We start from the raw sequence: 15,893 nt of genomic DNA on the forward strand, positions 1-15,893 counted from the left end.
GTGATTCGGGATCGCGCATGACTGAAACGGCCGATGATCTGAGCGCCCCGCTCGGACAGGACAAGCCGCGCCGGAAACGGCGGCCGCGGCTGCCGTTCACGGCCATGCAGCTGCTGGCCGTCCTGCTCGGCCTGTTCCTGGTCACCTTTGCCGGCTTCGCCATCTTCAACAAGGACCCGCTCGGCGGCGAGCCGATGACGCGGATCGCGATCCGCGAGCCCAGCAAGGCCGCGGACGAGAAGCCGGCTGCCGCCGGCCATGGCTCCGAGAGCAAGCCGGAGGGCAAGCACGAGGCCAAGGAAGCGCCCAAGCAGGCGGGCGAGCAGAAGACCGTCACCATGATCGACGGCTCCACCGGCGCGCGCCACGACGTGGTGATCGGCGCCGGCGATGCCGCCGACAAGGGCGAGGCGGCATCCGCGCCGCCGCCCGTCATGGCCGGGATCGACCCGAAGCTGCTGGAGAAGTCGCGCTACGGCATGATCCCCGCAATCTCCGGCGACCTGAAGCCGTTCAACGTCTATGCGGCGGATGCCGACCGCGCCAAGGCCGCCAAGATGCCGGTGGTCGCCATCGTGATCGGCGGGCTCGGCGTCGGCGCCGCCAAGACCACCGACGCGATCATGAAGCTTCCGGCCGCGGTGACGCTGGCCTTCACGCCCTATGGCGCCGATCCCGGCAAGCTCGCCGAACGGGCCCGCGCCCAGCGCCACGAGATCTTCCTGCAGCTCCCGATGGAGCCCTACGACTTCCCGGACAACGATCCGGGCCCGCAGACGCTGCTGACCTCGCTTAGCCCCGACCAGAACATGGACCGTCTGTACTGGCACCTCAGCCGGATGCAGGGCTATGCCGGCCTGACCAATTTCATGGGCGCCCGCTTCATCGCCACGGAGCCGGCAATGCAGCCGATCATCCGCGAGGCGGCCAAGCGCGGTCTCGGCTTCTTCGACGACGGCTCCTCGCCGCGCAGCATCGCGCCGCAGGCGGCGGCGAATGCGTCGGTGCCGTTCGGCAAGGGCGACATCGCCATCGACGTGGTGCCGACCCCGGCCGAGATCGACCGCGCCCTGACCAAGCTGGAATCGGCGGCCCGCGAGCGCGGCGTCGCCGTCGGCACCGCCTCGGCCCTGCCGGTCTCGATCGACCGCGTCAGCGCCTGGACCAAGACATTGGGCGACCGAGGTATCCTTTTGGTGCCATTGACAACCGCGATGCTGAAATCAAAATCCAGCTAAATCAACGGATTGGTACGGCGCGGGTCCTACGGGGCCTAAAATGCCCCACCAAGTGCACGCAAGAGGTCTGGCGGAATGGCGCGTTACGAGGATCTGCCCTACCGGACCTGCGTCGGTGTGATGCTGATCAACAACAAGGGCCTGGTGTTCATCGGCCGCCGTGCCGGCGGCATCGAGCATGTCGACGACACCCATGTCTGGCAGATGCCGCAAGGCGGCGTCGATCCCGGCGAGGACACCTGGGAAGCCGCCAAGCGCGAGCTCTACGAGGAGACCAGCGTGCGCTCGGTCGAGCGGCTCGGGGAGGTGCCGGACTGGCTGATCTACGACATCCCGCGCACCGTCGCCGGCCGCGCCTGGAAGGGCCGCTACCGCGGCCAGCGCCAGAAATGGTTCGCGGTCCGCTTCACCGGCAAGGACAGCGAGATCAACGTCGAGAAGCCCGGCGGCGGCGGCCACAAGGCCGAATTCGTCAGCTGGCGCTGGGAGCCGATGAAGAACCTGACCGAGCTGATCATCCCGTTCAAGCGCCCGGTCTATGAGCGCGTCGTGAAGGAATTTTCGTCGCTTGCGGACGACTAAATCAAATTGTCACCCCGGGTTCGATGCTAAGCCATCGCCGGAGTGACAACGAGAGATCCGCGCGTGACCACTGAAAAGCCCTACCGCCCCAACGTGGGCATTGCCCTGTTCAACGCCGAAGGCCGCGTGCTGATCGGGCACCGGTTCAAGGGTGACGGGCCCGAGATCATCCTGCCGGGCCTCGACTGGCAGATGCCGCAGGGCGGCGTCGACGAGGGCGAGAACCTGCGCGATGCCGCGATGCGCGAGCTCTGGGAAGAGACCAGCGTCGTCAGCGCCGACTATCTCGGCGAGACCGATTGGTTCACCTACGAGTTTCCGCCCTACGACGGCCCGCAGACGCATCGCCTCGCAAAGTTTCGCGGCCAGCGCCAGAAGTGGTTCGCGCTGCGCTTCACCGGCAAGGACGACGAGATCGATCCGCTGACGCCGCGCAACGGCCAGCCCGCGGAGTTCGACGCCTGGCGCTGGGAGCGCCTCGACCGCGTCGGCGACCTCGTGGTGCCGTTCCGGCGCGAGGTTTATCAGGGCGTGGCAAAGCAGTTCGCGGCGTTCGCAAACTGAAAGAGCGAAAACAACCCCATGCACAGTAGAACTGGGGTTGAAGTCATTACGGAATTTCGAGCGCCGTCGGGGCGACGGTGCGCAATCCATCACAGGTGCCCAACCTCTCCCGCTTGCGGGGGGAGGTCGGCGCGAAGCGCCGGGTGGGGTTCTCTCCACCCAGGGAGTGTCCCGCTGTGGAGGGACCCCCACCCCAGCCCTCCCCCGCAAGCGGGAGAGGGAGCGCATCTCGCTCTCGGTCGCGATCTGGCCCAATCTGAGCTTGAGCTAATTGATCGGGCCCACCGTGAACGGGCCGATCGCGATGACGTGGCAGTCGCTGTCGCGTTTGGCGCAGTCGGCGAGCGCGGTGTTGACGGCGGTCTGCTCGTCGGCGGCTTTCAGGCCGAGGCCGGGGCGGCCGGCGGTGCCGACGGCGACGGCGTTCCAGCCCATGGCTTCGCCGAGCTTGCGCACGACCTCGTCGCGCTGGTCGGCGATGATCGAGGCATTGCTCGCCGCACGGAAGAAGCCGGTGATCCTGAGCAGGGCCGGGATCGGCACGACGAAATTGTCGTCGATCGCGATGACCATGCAGGCGACGCCGGCGATCGCGCCGCACGACTCCAGTGAACGCCGGGCCGCGTCCTCGGCGGACGACGCGCCCAGCACCATGAAATATTGTCCGCCCGGTCCGAGCGCGACCGAGCGTGATTTTGCCGCCGGCACGAACATGTTCTCGAGCCGGACTTTCTGCGGATCGCGCACGATCGGAAAGTCCTTCGACGCGAAGGCCCGCTCGGTCATGGTGTCATGCCGGAAATAGGGCGCGGGCGGCATCGGTGGCTTGCCGTGGCTGTAGACGACGTTGTTGCCGACCGCATAGAGCTCGCAGCGCCGCGGCGATTGCGCGGCATCGGCGCGCTTCTGGCACTGCTCGATCGCGCCGTTGCGCGCGGCTTCCTCGCTCGGCTGGTTCAACACCGAGCCGGTGAAGCCGCCGACATTGAGCGCGAAGGCCTTGTAGTCGCCGGCCGCGGAATAGTCGCCGGCGAGATAGTTGCGGACGCGCTCGTTGATGAAGGGAACGCTGTCGGCGGCGAGCTTGCCTGTCATCGGCGCGGCGGACGGTGACGGGGTGGGCATCGGCGCCATCGCAGCGCCGGCATTCGACGGAGCCATCGGGGCCATCGGCGCCTTGGCCATCTGGGCCGGCATCGGGCTCGGCGCCATGGCGGCGGCCGTCGGTGTCGGGCTCGGCGACGCGCTCGGTGCCGCGGGTGCGACTGCTGCGGTGACGGTCTGCTTGAGCTTGGTGTTGTAGAGGAAGCCCGAGACGACGATGGCGACGACCGAGACGACCGCAACCACCAGCGGCCACATCCACACCGGCGCCGCGGCCACCTTCGAGGCGGCCTTCTTCACCTGCGGTTTGGAATAGGTGCCGTCCTCGCGCCGCATCGCCACCATGTAGGCGTGCACCGGCGTCGGGATGTTCTTCACCTCCTGCGCGCCGATATCGGCGAACTGCACGGACAGCTTGTTGGCGACCTGCTCGTGCACGGCGCGGGAGACGCAGATGCCGCCGACCTCGGCAAGGCCCTCCAGCCTTGCTGCGATGTTGACGCCGTCGCCCAGGAGATCGCCGTTGCGCTCGACCACGTCGCCGATGGTGATGCCGATGCGGAACGACATCTGCCGGCTCGGCGGATAGGCCATGTTGCGGGTTCGCAGGCTCTCCTGGATGTCGATCGCGCAGCGCACGGCATCGACCGCACTTGGAAATTCCGCGAGCACGGCATCGCCCGCGGTGTTGAAGATGCGGCCGTTCGCCTTGGCGATGAAATCATCGATGACTTCGCGGTAGGAGGCCAGACGCCGCAGCGTCTCCTCTTCGTCTTCCGCGACCAGCCTCGAATACCCGGCAATATCGGCTGCGAAAATCGCCGCGATCTTGCGTTTCATCTGTGACCGCCCCGGAACAAATTCGCGGGGGGGAGAATGCCGCTATCTCCGGCGCGGTGCAACAAAGTTTCAGCGCCCGCCACGGGTCTGTGACGAGCGCTGAACCTGTTCAGGAATTTGAGCTTGAGCCCCGGAGCGGCTGCGCCGGGGCTTAGTGCATAGCCGTCGAGTTGAGCTGCTGCTGGATGCTCTTGTAGTGGTCGAGCCGCTCGATGGCGTGATCGAGCTCGCCGCCCTCGTGCTCCTTCAGGCCTTCTTCCATCTCGGCGATGGTCTCGGCGAACTGGGCGCGATCGAGCTCGTCGAGCGAGGTCGCGACGTCGGCGAGCACGGTCAGGCCGCTCTCGGACACTTCGGCGAGGCCGCCGAGCACGATGACCTTCTCATGACGGCCGCCGGCGGTGATGGTGAGAATGCCGGGCCGGATCGCAGCCACGACCGGAGCATGCCCTGCCAGCACGCCGAAATCACCCTCGACGCCGGGGATGTCGACCTGGTCGACCTCACCCGAGAAGGCGAGCTTTTCCGGCGAGACGAGATCGAAGTGGAAGGTGGCCATGGTGTTTCCGCTTGCTTCGCTTGTCACCCGCGGGCTCGACCCGCGGGTCCATCAATCAACGAAAGTTCTCTCTCGATGGATCGCCGGGACTTTAGCTTGAAGACACGCTTCGCGCTTTAGCCCGGCAATGACGAGATGCTTAGGCCGCTTCCGCCGCCAGCTTCTTGCCCTTCTCGACCGCCTCTTCGATGGTGCCGACCATGTAGAAGGCGGCTTCCGGCAGGTGGTCGTACTTGCCTTCCACCAGGCCCTTGAAACCCTTGATGGTGTCGGCGAGGTCGACGAACTTGCCCGGCGAGCCCGTGAAGATTTCGGCGACGTGGAACGGCTGCGACATGAAGCGCTCGACCTTGCGGGCGCGGGCCACGGTCAGCTTGTCCTCTTCCGAAAGCTCGTCCATGCCGAGAATGGCGATGATGTCCTGGAGCGCCTTGTAGCGCTGCAGCACCTGCTGGACCTGACGGGCAACCGCGTAGTGCTCTTCGCCGACGACCAGCGGGGAGAGCATGCGCGAGGTCGAGTCGAGCGGATCCACCGCCGGATAGATGCCCTTTTCAGCGATCGAGCGCGACAGCGTGGTGGTCGCGTCCAAGTGCGCGAACGAGGTCGCGGGCGCCGGGTCGGTCAAGTCGTCGGCCGGAACGTAGATGGCCTGCACCGAGGTGATCGAGCCCTTCTGCGTGGTGGTGATGCGCTCCTGCAGCGCGCCCATGTCGGTCGCGAGCGTCGGCTGATAACCCACGGCGCTCGGAATACGACCCAGCAGCGCCGACACTTCCGAGCCGGCCTGGGTGAAGCGGAAGATGTTGTCGACGAAGAACAGCACGTCCTGGCCCTTGTCGCGGAAGTCTTCCGCGATGGTCAGACCGGTCAGCGCGACGCGGGCGCGGGCGCCCGGGGGCTCGTTCATCTGGCCGAACACCAGCGCGCACTTCGACTTCACGCTCGGATCCGGATTCTTCGGATCGGCGTTGACCTTGGACTCGATGAACTCGTGATAGAGGTCGTTGCCCTCGCGGGTGCGCTCGCCGACGCCGGCGAACACGGAGTAACCACCGTGCGCCTTCGCGACGTTGTTGATCAGCTCCTGAATCAGCACGGTCTTGCCGACGCCGGCGCCGCCGAACAGGCCGATCTTGCCACCCTTCGCATACGGAGCAAGAAGATCGACGACCTTGATGCCGGTGACGAGAATTTCAGCTTCGGTCGACTGGTCGGTGTAGGTCGGCGCTTCCGCGTGGATCGGGCGCAGGGCTTCGGCCGTCACCGGGCCGGCTTCGTCGATCGGCTCGCCGATGACGTTGATGATGCGGCCGAGCGTACCTTCGCCGACGGGAACGCGGATCGGCTCGCCGGTGTCGGTCACTTCCTGGCCGCGGACCAGACCTTCGGTCACGTCCATCGCGATCGTGCGCACGGTGGACTCACCGAGATGCTGCGCAACTTCCAGCACGAGGCGGATGTTGCCGTTCCTGGTTTCCAGCGAATTGAGAATGGCCGGGAGGTGGCCGCCGTCGAACTGAACGTCGACAACGGCGCCCATCACCTGGGTGACGCGACCGACCGGGTTAGCTGCTGTAGCCATGAAGCTCTCCTTCGAAATTCTTTACTTGAACGACCGTCGTGAGTTCGTGCGTCAGACCGCCTCGGCGCCGGAGATGATCTCGATCAGCTCCTTGGTGATCTGGGCTTGACGGGTTCGGTTGTAGATCTGGGTTTGCTTGCGGATCATTTCGCCGGCATTGCGGGTGGCGTTGTCCATCGAGCTCATCTGCGCGCCGTAGAACGAAGCGTTGTTCTCGAGCAGCGCGCGGAAGATCTGCACCGCGATGTTGCGCGGCAGCAGGCCCGAAAGGAGTTCGTCTTCTTCCGGCTCGTATTCGTAGGAGGTCGACGGCGCATTCGCCGCCTTCTCTTCCACCACCAGCGGAATGAGCTGCTGCGCGGTCGGGACCTGGGCGATCACCGACTTGAACTGCGCGTAGAACAGCGTGCAGACGTCGAACTCGCCGTTCTCGAAACGGGCCAGGACCTTCTTGGCGATGTCCTCGGCGTTGACGAAGCCGAGCTGACGAACGCTGCGCAGGTCGAGATGCTCGACGATCTGCTTGTCGAACAGACGGCGGAGCTGCTCGTAGCCCTTGCGGCCGACGCAGAAGAACTTCACGTCCTTGCCCTGCGCCATCAGCGACTGGGCGCGCTCGCGCGCGAGACGCACGATCGAGGAGTTGAAGGCGCCGGACAGGCCGCGCTCGCCGGTGCAGACCAGCAGCAGGTGAACCTGGTCCTTGCCGGTGCCGCCAAGCAGCGTCGGCGCGCCGGGCGAACCCGCGGCTGCGCTGGCGATGTTTGAGATCACCGCACTCATCTTGTCGGCGTAGGGGCGTGCAGCTTCGGCCGCCTGCTGGGCGCGGCGCAACCTGGACGCAGCGACCATCTGCATGGCCTTGGTGATCTTTTGCGTCGCCTTGGTGGAGGCGATGCGCACGCGCATGTCTTTAAGTGACGCCATTCTTCGTTCACCCCGGCGGTTCGACCCTTACGGCCAAGCCACTAGCCTATCCCTGTCGTCATGCCCGGGCTCGTCCCGGGCATCCACGTTCTCCGTCGTCCACGCACAAGACGTGGATGGCCGGGACATCAGTTGCGAAGACGCGCTTCGCGCTTTAGCCCGGCCACGTCGGCGTTTAAGCAAAGCTCTTCGCGAAGCCTTCGACCACCGACTTCAGCTTGGCAGCGACGTCGTCGGAGAGATCGCGGGTGTCGCGGATCGAATTGAGGATGTCGGCGTTCTTGCCGCGCAGCAGCGACAGCAGGCCGTCCTCGAACGCACGTACCTTGCTGACCGGAAGCGGGTCGAGATAGCCGTTGGTGCCGGCCCAGATCACGCAGACCTGCTCTTCCATCTTCAGCGGCGAGAACTGCGGCTGCTTCAGAAGCTCGGTGAGGCGCGAGCCGCGGTTCAGCAGGCGCTGGGTCGAGGCGTCGAGGTCGGAGCCGAACTGCGCGAACGCCGCCATTTCGCGGTACTGCGCGAGCTCGCCCTTGATCTTGCCGGCGACCTTCTTGGTGGCCTTGGTCTGCGCCGACGAACCGACGCGCGACACCGACAGACCGACGTTCACCGCGGGACGGATGCCCTGGAAGAACAGGTCGGTTTCCAGGAAGATCTGGCCGTCGGTGATCGAGATGACGTTGGTCGGGATGTAGGCCGACACGTCGTTGGCCTGGGTTTCGATGACCGGCAGCGCCGTCAGCGAGCCCGAGCCCTGGTCCTTGTTCAGCTTCGCCGCGCGCTCGAGCAGGCGGGAGTGCAGATAGAACACGTCGCCGGGATAGGCTTCGCGGCCCGGCGGGCGGCGCAGCAGCAGCGACATCTGGCGGTAGGCGACGGCCTGCTTCGAAAGGTCGTCATAGATGATGACCGCGTGCATGCCGTTGTCGCGGAAGTACTCGCCCATGGTGCAGCCGGTGAAGGGCGCGATGTACTGCATCGGCGCCGGATCGGACGCGGTGGCAGCGACGACGATCGAATATTCGAGCGCGCCCTGCTCTTCCAGCACCTTCACGAACTGCGCGACGGTCGAACGCTTCTGGCCGACCGCGACGTAGACGCAGTACAGCTTGATGTTCTCGTCGGGCTGCGCGTTCAGCGGCTTCTGGTTCAGGATGGTGTCGAGCGCGATCGCGGTCTTGCCGGTCTGACGGTCGCCGATGATCAGCTCGCGCTGGCCGCGGCCGATCGGGATCAGGGCGTCGATCGCCTTGAGGCCGGTCGCCATCGGCTCGTTCACCGACTTGCGCGGAATGATGCCGGGCGCCTTGACGTCGACGCGCATGCGCTTGTCGGCCTGGATCGGGCCCTTGCCGTCGATCGGGTTGCCGAGCGCGTCGACGACGCGGCCGAGCAGGCCCTTGCCGACCGGCGCGTCCACGATGGCGCGGGTACGCTTGACGGTCTGGCCTTCCTTGATCTCGCGGTCGGCACCGAAAATAACGACACCGACGTTGTCGGTTTCGAGGTTCAGCGCCATGCCGCGGGTGCCGTTCTCGAACTCGACCATTTCACCGGCCTGGACGTTGTCCAGACCGTAGACGCGGGCGATGCCGTCGCCGACGGACAACACCTGTCCGACTTCGGAGACTTCAGCTTCCTGGCCGAAATTCTTGATCTGGTCCTTGAGGATCGCGGAAATTTCCGCGGCGCGGATGTCCATCAGCCTGCCTCTTTCATCGCGTGCTTGATCGAATTGAGTTTGGTGCGAAGCGAACCATCCACCATGCGGCTGCCAAGCTTGACGACGAGGCCACCGATGATCGAGGGATCGACTTTCACGTTCAGCGCGACGTCCTTGCCGGTCACCGACTTCAGGGCAACCTTGAGGGCGTCGAGATTCTTGTCAGAGAGCGCTTCCGCCACCGTGACATCGGCCGTCGTCTCGCCCTTGAACTTGGCGACAAGGACGCGATAGGCGCGGATGACGTCGGCCACCGCGAACAGGCGGCGGTTGGCGGTCAGCACTTTGAGGAAATTGGCGGAGATGCCGGCGATGCCGGCCTTGGCCAGCACGGCCGAGAGGGCCTTGGACTGGGCATCGGCCGCAAACACCGGACTGCGGACGAGGCGCTTGAGATCAGCGCTTTCGTTCAGCAGACCCTCGAACTTGTCGAGATCGGCTTTGACCTCGTCGACCATTTTCTGGTCGCGGGCCAGTTCAAACAAGGCCGTTGCATAACGGCCGGACACACCTGAAACGGACGTATCTTCTGCAGCCACAGACGCGCTCTTTTAGCTGTCAAATTCGCAAGGGAAAAACCGTCGCCACAAAGCGGCGCCTAGCGATCCAAGCCCTTGGAATTCAAGCGGGACTTTGATTTCCGGCCGACACGGGAAGTGCCGGGTCCGTTAAAATCGCGGCTTTGCTAACATAGCAGGCGCGCACGTGCAACATGACGCCAAATTAAAGGCATGACGTTCTGTCGCCAGTTCGTCGCAGTCCACGACACTTCTTGGGTGATCCGGGCGACGGCCTGCCACGTCACGGAATTGCCGTGAGCCTTACGGCGGCATCGCGCCGTTTCGTTCCCGCCCTCAGCGCATAGCGGCCATGAACACGGATCGCTGAGCCGTGACTCGGACCGGACTGCCAGCTCTTCCCGAATACTTACCCAATTCTAAACGCCAGGTGTGATGACTTCATTCTACAGTATTCGCAAGTATTGAACTGGTTAAAGAATCCTTAAAGAGAAAGATTACGGAACATCGGCTGCAATATCGGTGCCAGTCACAAGATATTACAGAGCGACACGTAACGGATTTACTGCCCAATTCACGCCGCATTGGGAATCGAAACGCCAAACCGCTCACAAACTTACGGGGGCTCCACTAGCCACATGTGTGGCAATACTAGCTTAGGGACCACTAAATGCTGTCTTTGAAGACGCTGGGCTCTGTGACCCGGCCGCGCACGGCGATCGCTTTCGTTGCCGCAACTCTCATCGTCGGTGGAACTGCCACCGAGGCTTCCGCCAAATCCCGGCATCACCGCCATCATCATCACCGCCACCACGCCCAGGCCGATACCAACGCGACTTCCGATTGGCGCAATGCCAACGCCGCGATGACGCCGTCGCAGGGCACCGGCCGCAGCTTCTCCGGCATGGCCTCCTATTACGGCAACGAGTCCGGCAGCCGGACCGCCTCGGGCCAGCGCTTCAACCAGAACGCCATGACCGCAGCGCACCGTTCGCTGCCGTTCGGCACCAAGCTCCGCGTCACCCATGGCGGCCAGAGCGTCATCGTCACCATCAATGACCGTGGCCCGTTCATCCGCGGCCGCGTGCTCGACCTCTCCACGGGCGCTGCCCGCGCCATCGGCCTCACCGGTGCCGGCGTCGGCCGCGTCACCGCGGAAGTCGTCTCCTAAGGGGCGCTAAAGCGCCTCTACCGACCAGCGCAGTTCCCGTCATCGTCCGCGGACATTGTGAGCGGCGGGATCAGCCCGGGTGAAACAAGCCCGCCGTCTTGGGGGACGGCGGGCTTTTTGTTTGTCTTCGTGAGCGATTTCGTAGCCCGGATGGAGCGCAGCGAAATCCGGGAAAGTGCCACCTGCGGAAAGACCGCCCCGGATTGCGCTTCGCTCCATCCGGGCTACGGGCGCTCTCTCCCCCGTCATTGCGAGGAGCCCTTGCGACGAAGCAATCCAGACTGCCTGCGCGGAACACTCTGGATTGCTTCGCTTCGCTCGCAATGACGGGGAGAGAGCGGGGGACCCTACAAGAAGTGCCGTAGGGTGGGCAAAGGCGCGGAGCGCCGTGCCCACGATTTCTCGGGATGGGAAGAATTCGTGGGCACGCTTCGCTTTGCCCACCCTACGAGAGCTCGAGGTTTACAAAAAGCTCTGCGGGTCGACGTCGACCTCGAGCTTCAGATTACCAGTCGTCTTCGGGCACACCGCGAGCCAGTTGCGCAAATAGTCCGACAGGTCGAATCCGCGCGCCGATTTCACCAGGATGCGGAACCGGTAGCGACCCTTGATCACCGCGAGCGGGGCTTCGGCCGGACCGAGCACCACGACGCGCTCGTCGCGCGGGGCGAGCGCCACCAGCCTGCGGCCAAAGCCCTCCGCGTTCGGGCGGTCGCCTGCGGAAATGATCAGGCTCGCGAGGCGGCCGAACGGCGGATAGAGCGTGCGCTCGCGCAGGTCGATCTCGCTGTCGTAGAAGGCCTCGCGATCGCAGGCGATCAGCGCCTTCATCACGGGATGATCGGGCTGATGGGTCTGCAGATAGCCGACGCCGCGGCCCTGCTCGCGGCCGGCACGGCCGATCACCTGGTTGAGCAATTGCCAGGTGCGCTCCGCCGCGCGCGGATCGCCATTGCTCAAACCCAGATCCGCGTCGACCACGCCGACGAGATTGAGCCGCGGGAAATTGTGGCCCTTGGCGACGAGCTGGGTGCCGATGATGATGTCGACGCGGCCCTCGGCGATCTCGGCAAGTTCCGAGCGCATCGTCTCGATCGAGGTGATGAGATCGCTCGACAGCACCATGGTGCGCGCGTCCGGGAACAGCGCGGCGGCCTCTTCCTGCAGGCGCTCGACGCCGGGGCCGACTGCGACCAGCGATTCCTCGGCCGAGCAGTGCGGGCAGAGATGCGGGCGCGGCATCGAGAAGCCGCAATGGTGACAGACGAGGCGCTGGCGGAAGCGGTGATCGACCAGCCAGGCATCGCAGATGGTGCAGGCGAAGCGATGACCACAGCCGCGGCACAGCGTCAGCGGCGCATAGCCGCGGCGATTGAGGAACAGCAGCGCCTGCTCGCGCTTCTCGATCGCCTTCTTGATCTCGCCTGCAAGCCGTGGCGAGATATAGCGGCCACGCGCAGGCGGCTCGCGGCGCATGTCGATGGCCTCGATATGCGGCATGTGCTGGCCGCCGAAGCGCGAGGGCAGCGCGACGCGCTGATAGCGGTTCTTGCGCGCATTGACCTCGGATTCCACCGACGGCGTGGCGGAGGCCAGCACGACCGGAATTTTTGCGATGTGCCCGCGCACCACCGCCATGTCGCGGGCGTGGTAATGCACGCCCTCGTCCTGCTTGTAGGCCTGGTCGTGCTCTTCATCGACCACGATGAGGCCGAGATTGGCGTAAGGCAGAAACAGCGCCGAGCGCGCGCCGACCACGACAGGCGCGCTTCCGTCGGAGATCGCAGCCCAGTTGCGCGCGCGGGTGCGCGGGGTGAGTTCGGAATGCCATTCGATCGGGCGCACGCCGAAGCGCAGCGCGAAGCGGTCGAGGAACTGGCCGGTGAGCGCGATCTCCGGCATCAGGATCAGCGCCTGCTTGCCGCGGCGCATGACTTCCGCGACGGCCTCGAAATAGACCTCGGTCTTGCCCGAGCCGGTGACGCCGTCGAGCAGCGCGACGTGGAAGGTGCCGTTGGCCGCGAGCGCGCGCATCGCATCGACGCCGGCACGCTGCAGCGGCGAGAAATCCGGTCGGCCGAATTCCGGATCGGGAGCCGGCGGCGGCGCAGGCGGCGGCATCGGCTCGACCGTGAGCGTGCCTTCATCAACGAGGCCGTCGATCACGCCGGCGGAGACGCCCGCTTCCTTCGCCGCCTCGGACTTGCCGTGCAGCAGCCGGTCCGACAGCACCTCGATCACGCGCGCCCGCGCCGGCGTCAGCCGCTTGGGGGGATCGCCTGTCAGCCGCACGCCGGGGCGCACCCGCTCCGGGCCGAGATTTTCGCCCATCCGCAGGCACATGCGCAGCACCATGCCGCGCGGGCTCAGCGTGTAATTGGCGACCCAGTCGACCACGGAACGCAGCTCGGGCTTGAGCGGCGGGAGATCGAGCTTCTCGCTGACCTCCTTCAGGCGATTGTGCAGCCGCGGATCGGGATTGGCGTTTTCGCCCCAGACCACGCCCAGCACCTCGCGCGGCCCGAGCGGCACACCGACGAGATCGCCCGCCTTCAGCTCCATGCCGCGCGGGATCTTGTAGGAATAGGTCTGGTCGAGCGCGACCGGCACCAGCACGTCGACCATGCGGGTCGCGTTGGCGGGGGCGGCGTTGCTGCGCGAGGTATGATCCATGAGGAGAGAATCGGAACCTTGGGGCCTTCAGGCTAGCGCCGCGGGGCGGCCTTAGCGAACGGTAAACGGATGTGATGCGATATACTGTGCGGAATCATTACGTCCAGAGCGCATGAGCAAAGCGGCCGCCCCCCAGATCGAGCTCGCCAGCGCCGATCCCTCGATCGCGCAGGAGATGGCGCGCTGGCTGTCGCATCTCGGCGCCGAGCGGCGGCTGTCGCCGAAGACGCTGGAAGCCTATGGCCGCGATTTGCGGCAGTGCCTGGATTTCCTCTGTGCCCATTGGGGCGAGCGCGTGACGCTCGACCGCTTCGCCGCGCTGGAAGCGACCGATGTGCGCGCCTTCATGGCGATGCGCCGCGCCGACGACATTGCCGGCCGTTCACTGATGCGCGCGCTGGCGGGCCTTCGTTCCTTCGGCCGCTTCCTCGAACGCGAAGGCAAGGGCAAGGTCGGCGCGCTCTCCGCCATCCGCGCACCGAAGGTCGCAAAAAGCCTGCCGAAGCCGCTGCCGATGGCCTCCGCAAAGCGTCTTGCCGATGCCGACGAGCGCGCCGGCGAGGAACGCGAGACCTGGATCCTCGCGCGCGACGCCGCTGTGATGGCGCTGCTGTACGGCTCGGGCCTGCGTATCTCCGAAGCGTTGGGGTTGAAGCGCCGCGAGGTGCCGAAGCCCGGCGAAGGCGACGTGCTGGTCGTGACGGGCAAAGGCAACAAGACCCGCATGGTGCCGGTGCTGCAGAACGTGCTGGAGCTGGTGCAGGAATACGTGGCGATGTGCCCCTACCCGCTACCGGCGGAAGGGCCGATCTTCGTCGGCGCGCGCGGCGGCCCGCTCTCGCCGCGCATCATCCAGCTCGCGATGGAGCGGCTGCGCGGCGCGCTCGGTCTGCCCGACAGCGCCACGCCGCACGCGCTCCGCCACTCCTTCGCCACGCATCTGCTCTCGCGCGGCGGCGATCTGCGCGCCATCCAGGAATTGCTCGGCCATTCCTCGCTCTCGACCACGCAGATCTATACCGGCATCGATTCCGAGCGCCTGCTGGAAGTCTATGCGAGCGCGCATCCGCGGCGCTGACATGGCGGCTCAGTTGCCGAGATATTCGATCCCGTAGACGTAGTTCGAGCCACGTCCGACCTCGACGCTGACCACCGGTTTGAATCTCTCCAGCCGTTCGTACAGCGGCGCCGTGACCTTCACCGTCTGACCTGCGATGCGGATGAGATAGTCCACCCGTCTGCTGCCGGTCGACCTCCACGCACGATCGACGCGGCCTTCGATCACGATCCGCGACGTGAGGTGATCGAGCACCAGCATTCGTCCGGCATACAAAGCAAGGCCGGCGCCGAGCAGCACGATCAGGATCATGAACGCGAGCGGCTTCGCCCTGTCGCGCCATGAGCCGTAAAGCGGCTGTCGCAGCTGCGAGCCGATCATCGCGAGGCCGAAAACGACGAGGCCGACATGAACGTCATTGACGGCGATGATCGAGCTCTTGTCATAAAACAGCAACAGGCCGAGATAGATCGCGCAGACCACCAAGACGATCTTGCCGATGAACGGGAAAGCCGCGCTGTTGCGGGCCCTCCATAGCGCAAGGGCCGCGAGGACAATGAACGGCCAGAAGCAGGCTGCGATGAATTCCGCGGTGCTCATGGGACAGGACTAGAGCAGCCCTGAACGCCAGACCATTAATTGCAACCGCCTTGGCGCTTGGCACTTGCGCCCGTCGCGCGGTTCGGTCAATCGTTGGTAAATGAGCAGGAGGGATTTATGAGCGCACATGAAAGCATGGAGCATGCCGAGCACGCCGAGCACGCGTCCGGATCGAACAAGAAGATCGCGCTCCTGATCGCCGTGCTGGCGCTGTTCCTGGCGATCTCGGAAACGCTCGGCAAGGGCGCCCAGACCGAATCGATCAGCAAGAACGTCGAGGCCGCCAATCTCTGGGCGTTCTTCCAGGCCAAGACCATCCGCCGCACCGTGGTGCTGACCGCCTCCGAGCAGGGCAAGCTGACGCTGGCCGGTGCGACCGACGACGCCCAGAAGGCGCTCGTGCAGAAGCAGGTCGACGACTGGACCAAGACCGCGGCGCGCTACCGCTCCGAGCCCGAGACCGGCGAAGGCACCGAGCAGCTCGCCGAGAAGGCCAAGCATGCCGAGCACGAGCGCGACGAGGCGACCGCGAAGTACCATCATTTCGAGCTGGCCTCCGCCGCCTTCCAGATCGGCATCGTGCTGGCCTCGGCCACCATCATCACCGGCATGATCGCGCTCGCCTATGTCGGCGGCATCCTGACCCTCGCCGGCCTGCTCATGACCGCGCTCGGCCTGTGGTGGCCGCACCTGGTGCATTTGCATTGAGGGGCTGAGGCAGGGTTCTCGGCGCGTCATTGCGAGGAGCC

General features: G+C 65.5%; 14 protein-coding genes. 6 read left to right on the plus strand and 8 right to left on the minus strand.

What is annotated here, in order from left to right:
* Nucleotides 1-17: 17 nt before the first annotated feature.
* The 3 genes from JQ617_RS20815 to JQ617_RS20825 all read left to right on the plus strand — a co-directional run bounded on the left by JQ617_RS20815 (nt 18) and on the right by JQ617_RS20825 (nt 2,384).
* The gene (locus tag JQ617_RS20815) at nt 18-1,238 is read left to right on the plus strand and encodes a divergent polysaccharide deacetylase family protein (RefSeq protein WP_212027935.1); all 1,221 of its coding nucleotides are present in this window, start codon (nt 18-20) and stop codon (nt 1,236-1,238) included.
* A gap of 75 nt (nt 1,239-1,313) precedes the next feature.
* A complete protein-coding gene (locus JQ617_RS20820; protein ID WP_212027936.1) occupies nt 1,314-1,820 on the plus strand; it encodes an RNA pyrophosphohydrolase in 507 nt (168 codons plus the stop codon).
* Nucleotides 1,821-1,883: 63 nt separating this feature from the next.
* Nucleotides 1,884-2,384, plus strand: coding sequence for an RNA pyrophosphohydrolase (locus JQ617_RS20825; protein ID WP_212027937.1), 501 nt, complete (start codon nt 1,884-1,886; stop codon nt 2,382-2,384).
* A gap of 267 nt (nt 2,385-2,651) precedes the next feature.
* Here the strand turns inward: JQ617_RS20825 and JQ617_RS20830 are convergent, their stop codons facing one another.
* The 6 genes from JQ617_RS20830 to JQ617_RS20855 form a co-directional block, all read right to left on the minus strand.
* The gene (locus tag JQ617_RS20830; RefSeq protein WP_212027938.1) at nt 2,652-4,328 is read right to left on the minus strand and encodes an adenylate/guanylate cyclase domain-containing protein; all 1,677 of its coding nucleotides are present in this window, start codon (nt 4,326-4,328) and stop codon (nt 2,652-2,654) included.
* 151 nt (nt 4,329-4,479) lie between these two features.
* Nucleotides 4,480-4,887 (minus strand): F0F1 ATP synthase subunit epsilon, encoded by a 408-nt coding sequence (locus JQ617_RS20835; protein ID WP_212027939.1) that lies wholly within the window; start codon nt 4,885-4,887, stop codon nt 4,480-4,482.
* Between the two features lie 139 nt (nt 4,888-5,026).
* On the minus strand, nt 5,027-6,472 hold the full coding sequence (gene atpD, locus JQ617_RS20840) for a F0F1 ATP synthase subunit beta (protein WP_212027940.1): 1,446 nt from the start codon (nt 6,470-6,472) through the stop codon (nt 5,027-5,029).
* A gap of 51 nt (nt 6,473-6,523) precedes the next feature.
* On the minus strand, nt 6,524-7,399 hold the full coding sequence (locus tag JQ617_RS20845) for a F0F1 ATP synthase subunit gamma (RefSeq protein ID WP_212027941.1): 876 nt from the start codon (nt 7,397-7,399) through the stop codon (nt 6,524-6,526).
* Nucleotides 7,400-7,574: 175 nt separating this feature from the next.
* A complete protein-coding gene (gene atpA, locus JQ617_RS20850) occupies nt 7,575-9,104 on the minus strand; it encodes a F0F1 ATP synthase subunit alpha (RefSeq protein ID WP_212027942.1) in 1,530 nt (509 codons plus the stop codon).
* Nucleotides 9,104-9,664, minus strand: a complete 561-nt coding sequence (locus JQ617_RS20855) for a F0F1 ATP synthase subunit delta (protein WP_212027943.1) — start codon at nt 9,662-9,664, stop codon at nt 9,104-9,106. The genes atpA and JQ617_RS20855 overlap by 1 nt, the downstream gene beginning before the upstream one ends.
* Before the next feature lie 649 nt (nt 9,665-10,313).
* Between JQ617_RS20855 and JQ617_RS20860 the strand changes: the two genes are divergently transcribed.
* Entirely contained in the window at nt 10,314-10,814 is a 501-nt protein-coding gene (locus tag JQ617_RS20860) for a septal ring lytic transglycosylase RlpA family protein (RefSeq protein WP_063685001.1), read from the plus strand.
* 462 nt (nt 10,815-11,276) lie between these two features.
* On the opposite strand, the gene JQ617_RS20865 is transcribed toward JQ617_RS20860, so the two are convergent.
* Nucleotides 11,277-13,487 (minus strand): primosomal protein N', encoded by a 2,211-nt coding sequence (locus JQ617_RS20865; protein WP_212027944.1) that lies wholly within the window; start codon nt 13,485-13,487, stop codon nt 11,277-11,279.
* Nucleotides 13,488-13,599: 112 nt separating this feature from the next.
* Here JQ617_RS20865 and JQ617_RS20870 point away from each other — a divergent pair, with 112 nt between their 5' ends.
* Nucleotides 13,600-14,565, plus strand: a complete 966-nt coding sequence (locus tag JQ617_RS20870) for a tyrosine recombinase XerC (RefSeq protein ID WP_063685005.1) — start codon at nt 13,600-13,602, stop codon at nt 14,563-14,565.
* 9 nt (nt 14,566-14,574) lie between these two features.
* On the opposite strand, the gene JQ617_RS20875 is transcribed toward JQ617_RS20870, so the two are convergent.
* Complete coding sequence (locus JQ617_RS20875; RefSeq protein ID WP_212027945.1) at nt 14,575-15,144, minus strand: hypothetical protein; 570 nt, start codon at nt 15,142-15,144, stop codon at nt 14,575-14,577.
* A 117-nt stretch (nt 15,145-15,261) separates the two neighbouring features.
* On the opposite strand from JQ617_RS20875, the gene JQ617_RS20880 reads away from it, so the two are divergent.
* On the plus strand, nt 15,262-15,852 hold the full coding sequence (locus JQ617_RS20880) for a DUF4337 domain-containing protein (RefSeq protein ID WP_212027946.1): 591 nt from the start codon (nt 15,262-15,264) through the stop codon (nt 15,850-15,852).
* The last annotated feature ends 41 nt before the right edge of the window (nt 15,853-15,893 follow it).

Source organism: Bradyrhizobium sp. KB893862 SZCCT0404 (assembly GCF_018130885.1).
Taxonomy (GTDB): Bacteria; Pseudomonadota; Alphaproteobacteria; order Rhizobiales; family Xanthobacteraceae; genus Bradyrhizobium; species Bradyrhizobium stylosanthis.

Excerpts from the sequence above, each read along its gene's own strand:
- JQ617_RS20815 (WP_212027935.1), top strand. The coding sequence starts at position 18 with ATGACTGAAACGGCCGATGATCTGAGCGCCCCGCTCGGACAGGACAAG.
- JQ617_RS20820 (WP_212027936.1), top strand. The coding sequence starts at position 1,314 with ATGGCGCGTTACGAGGATCTGCCCTACCGGACCTGCGTCGGTGTGATG.
- JQ617_RS20830 (WP_212027938.1), bottom strand. The coding sequence starts at position 4,328 with ATGAAACGCAAGATCGCGGCGATTTTCGCAGCCGATATTGCCGGGTAT.
- JQ617_RS20835 (WP_212027939.1), bottom strand. The coding sequence starts at position 4,887 with ATGGCCACCTTCCACTTCGATCTCGTCTCGCCGGAAAAGCTCGCCTTC.
- atpD (WP_212027940.1), bottom strand. The coding sequence starts at position 6,472 with ATGGCTACAGCAGCTAACCCGGTCGGTCGCGTCACCCAGGTGATGGGC.
- JQ617_RS20845 (WP_212027941.1), bottom strand. The coding sequence starts at position 7,399 with ATGGCGTCACTTAAAGACATGCGCGTGCGCATCGCCTCCACCAAGGCG.
- atpA (WP_212027942.1), bottom strand. The coding sequence starts at position 9,104 with ATGGACATCCGCGCCGCGGAAATTTCCGCGATCCTCAAGGACCAGATC.
- JQ617_RS20860 (WP_063685001.1), top strand. The coding sequence starts at position 10,314 with ATGCTGTCTTTGAAGACGCTGGGCTCTGTGACCCGGCCGCGCACGGCG.
- JQ617_RS20865 (WP_212027944.1), bottom strand. The coding sequence starts at position 13,487 with ATGGATCATACCTCGCGCAGCAACGCCGCCCCCGCCAACGCGACCCGC.
- JQ617_RS20870 (WP_063685005.1), top strand. The coding sequence starts at position 13,600 with ATGAGCAAAGCGGCCGCCCCCCAGATCGAGCTCGCCAGCGCCGATCCC.
- JQ617_RS20875 (WP_212027945.1), bottom strand. The coding sequence starts at position 15,144 with ATGAGCACCGCGGAATTCATCGCAGCCTGCTTCTGGCCGTTCATTGTC.
- JQ617_RS20880 (WP_212027946.1), top strand. The coding sequence starts at position 15,262 with ATGAGCGCACATGAAAGCATGGAGCATGCCGAGCACGCCGAGCACGCG.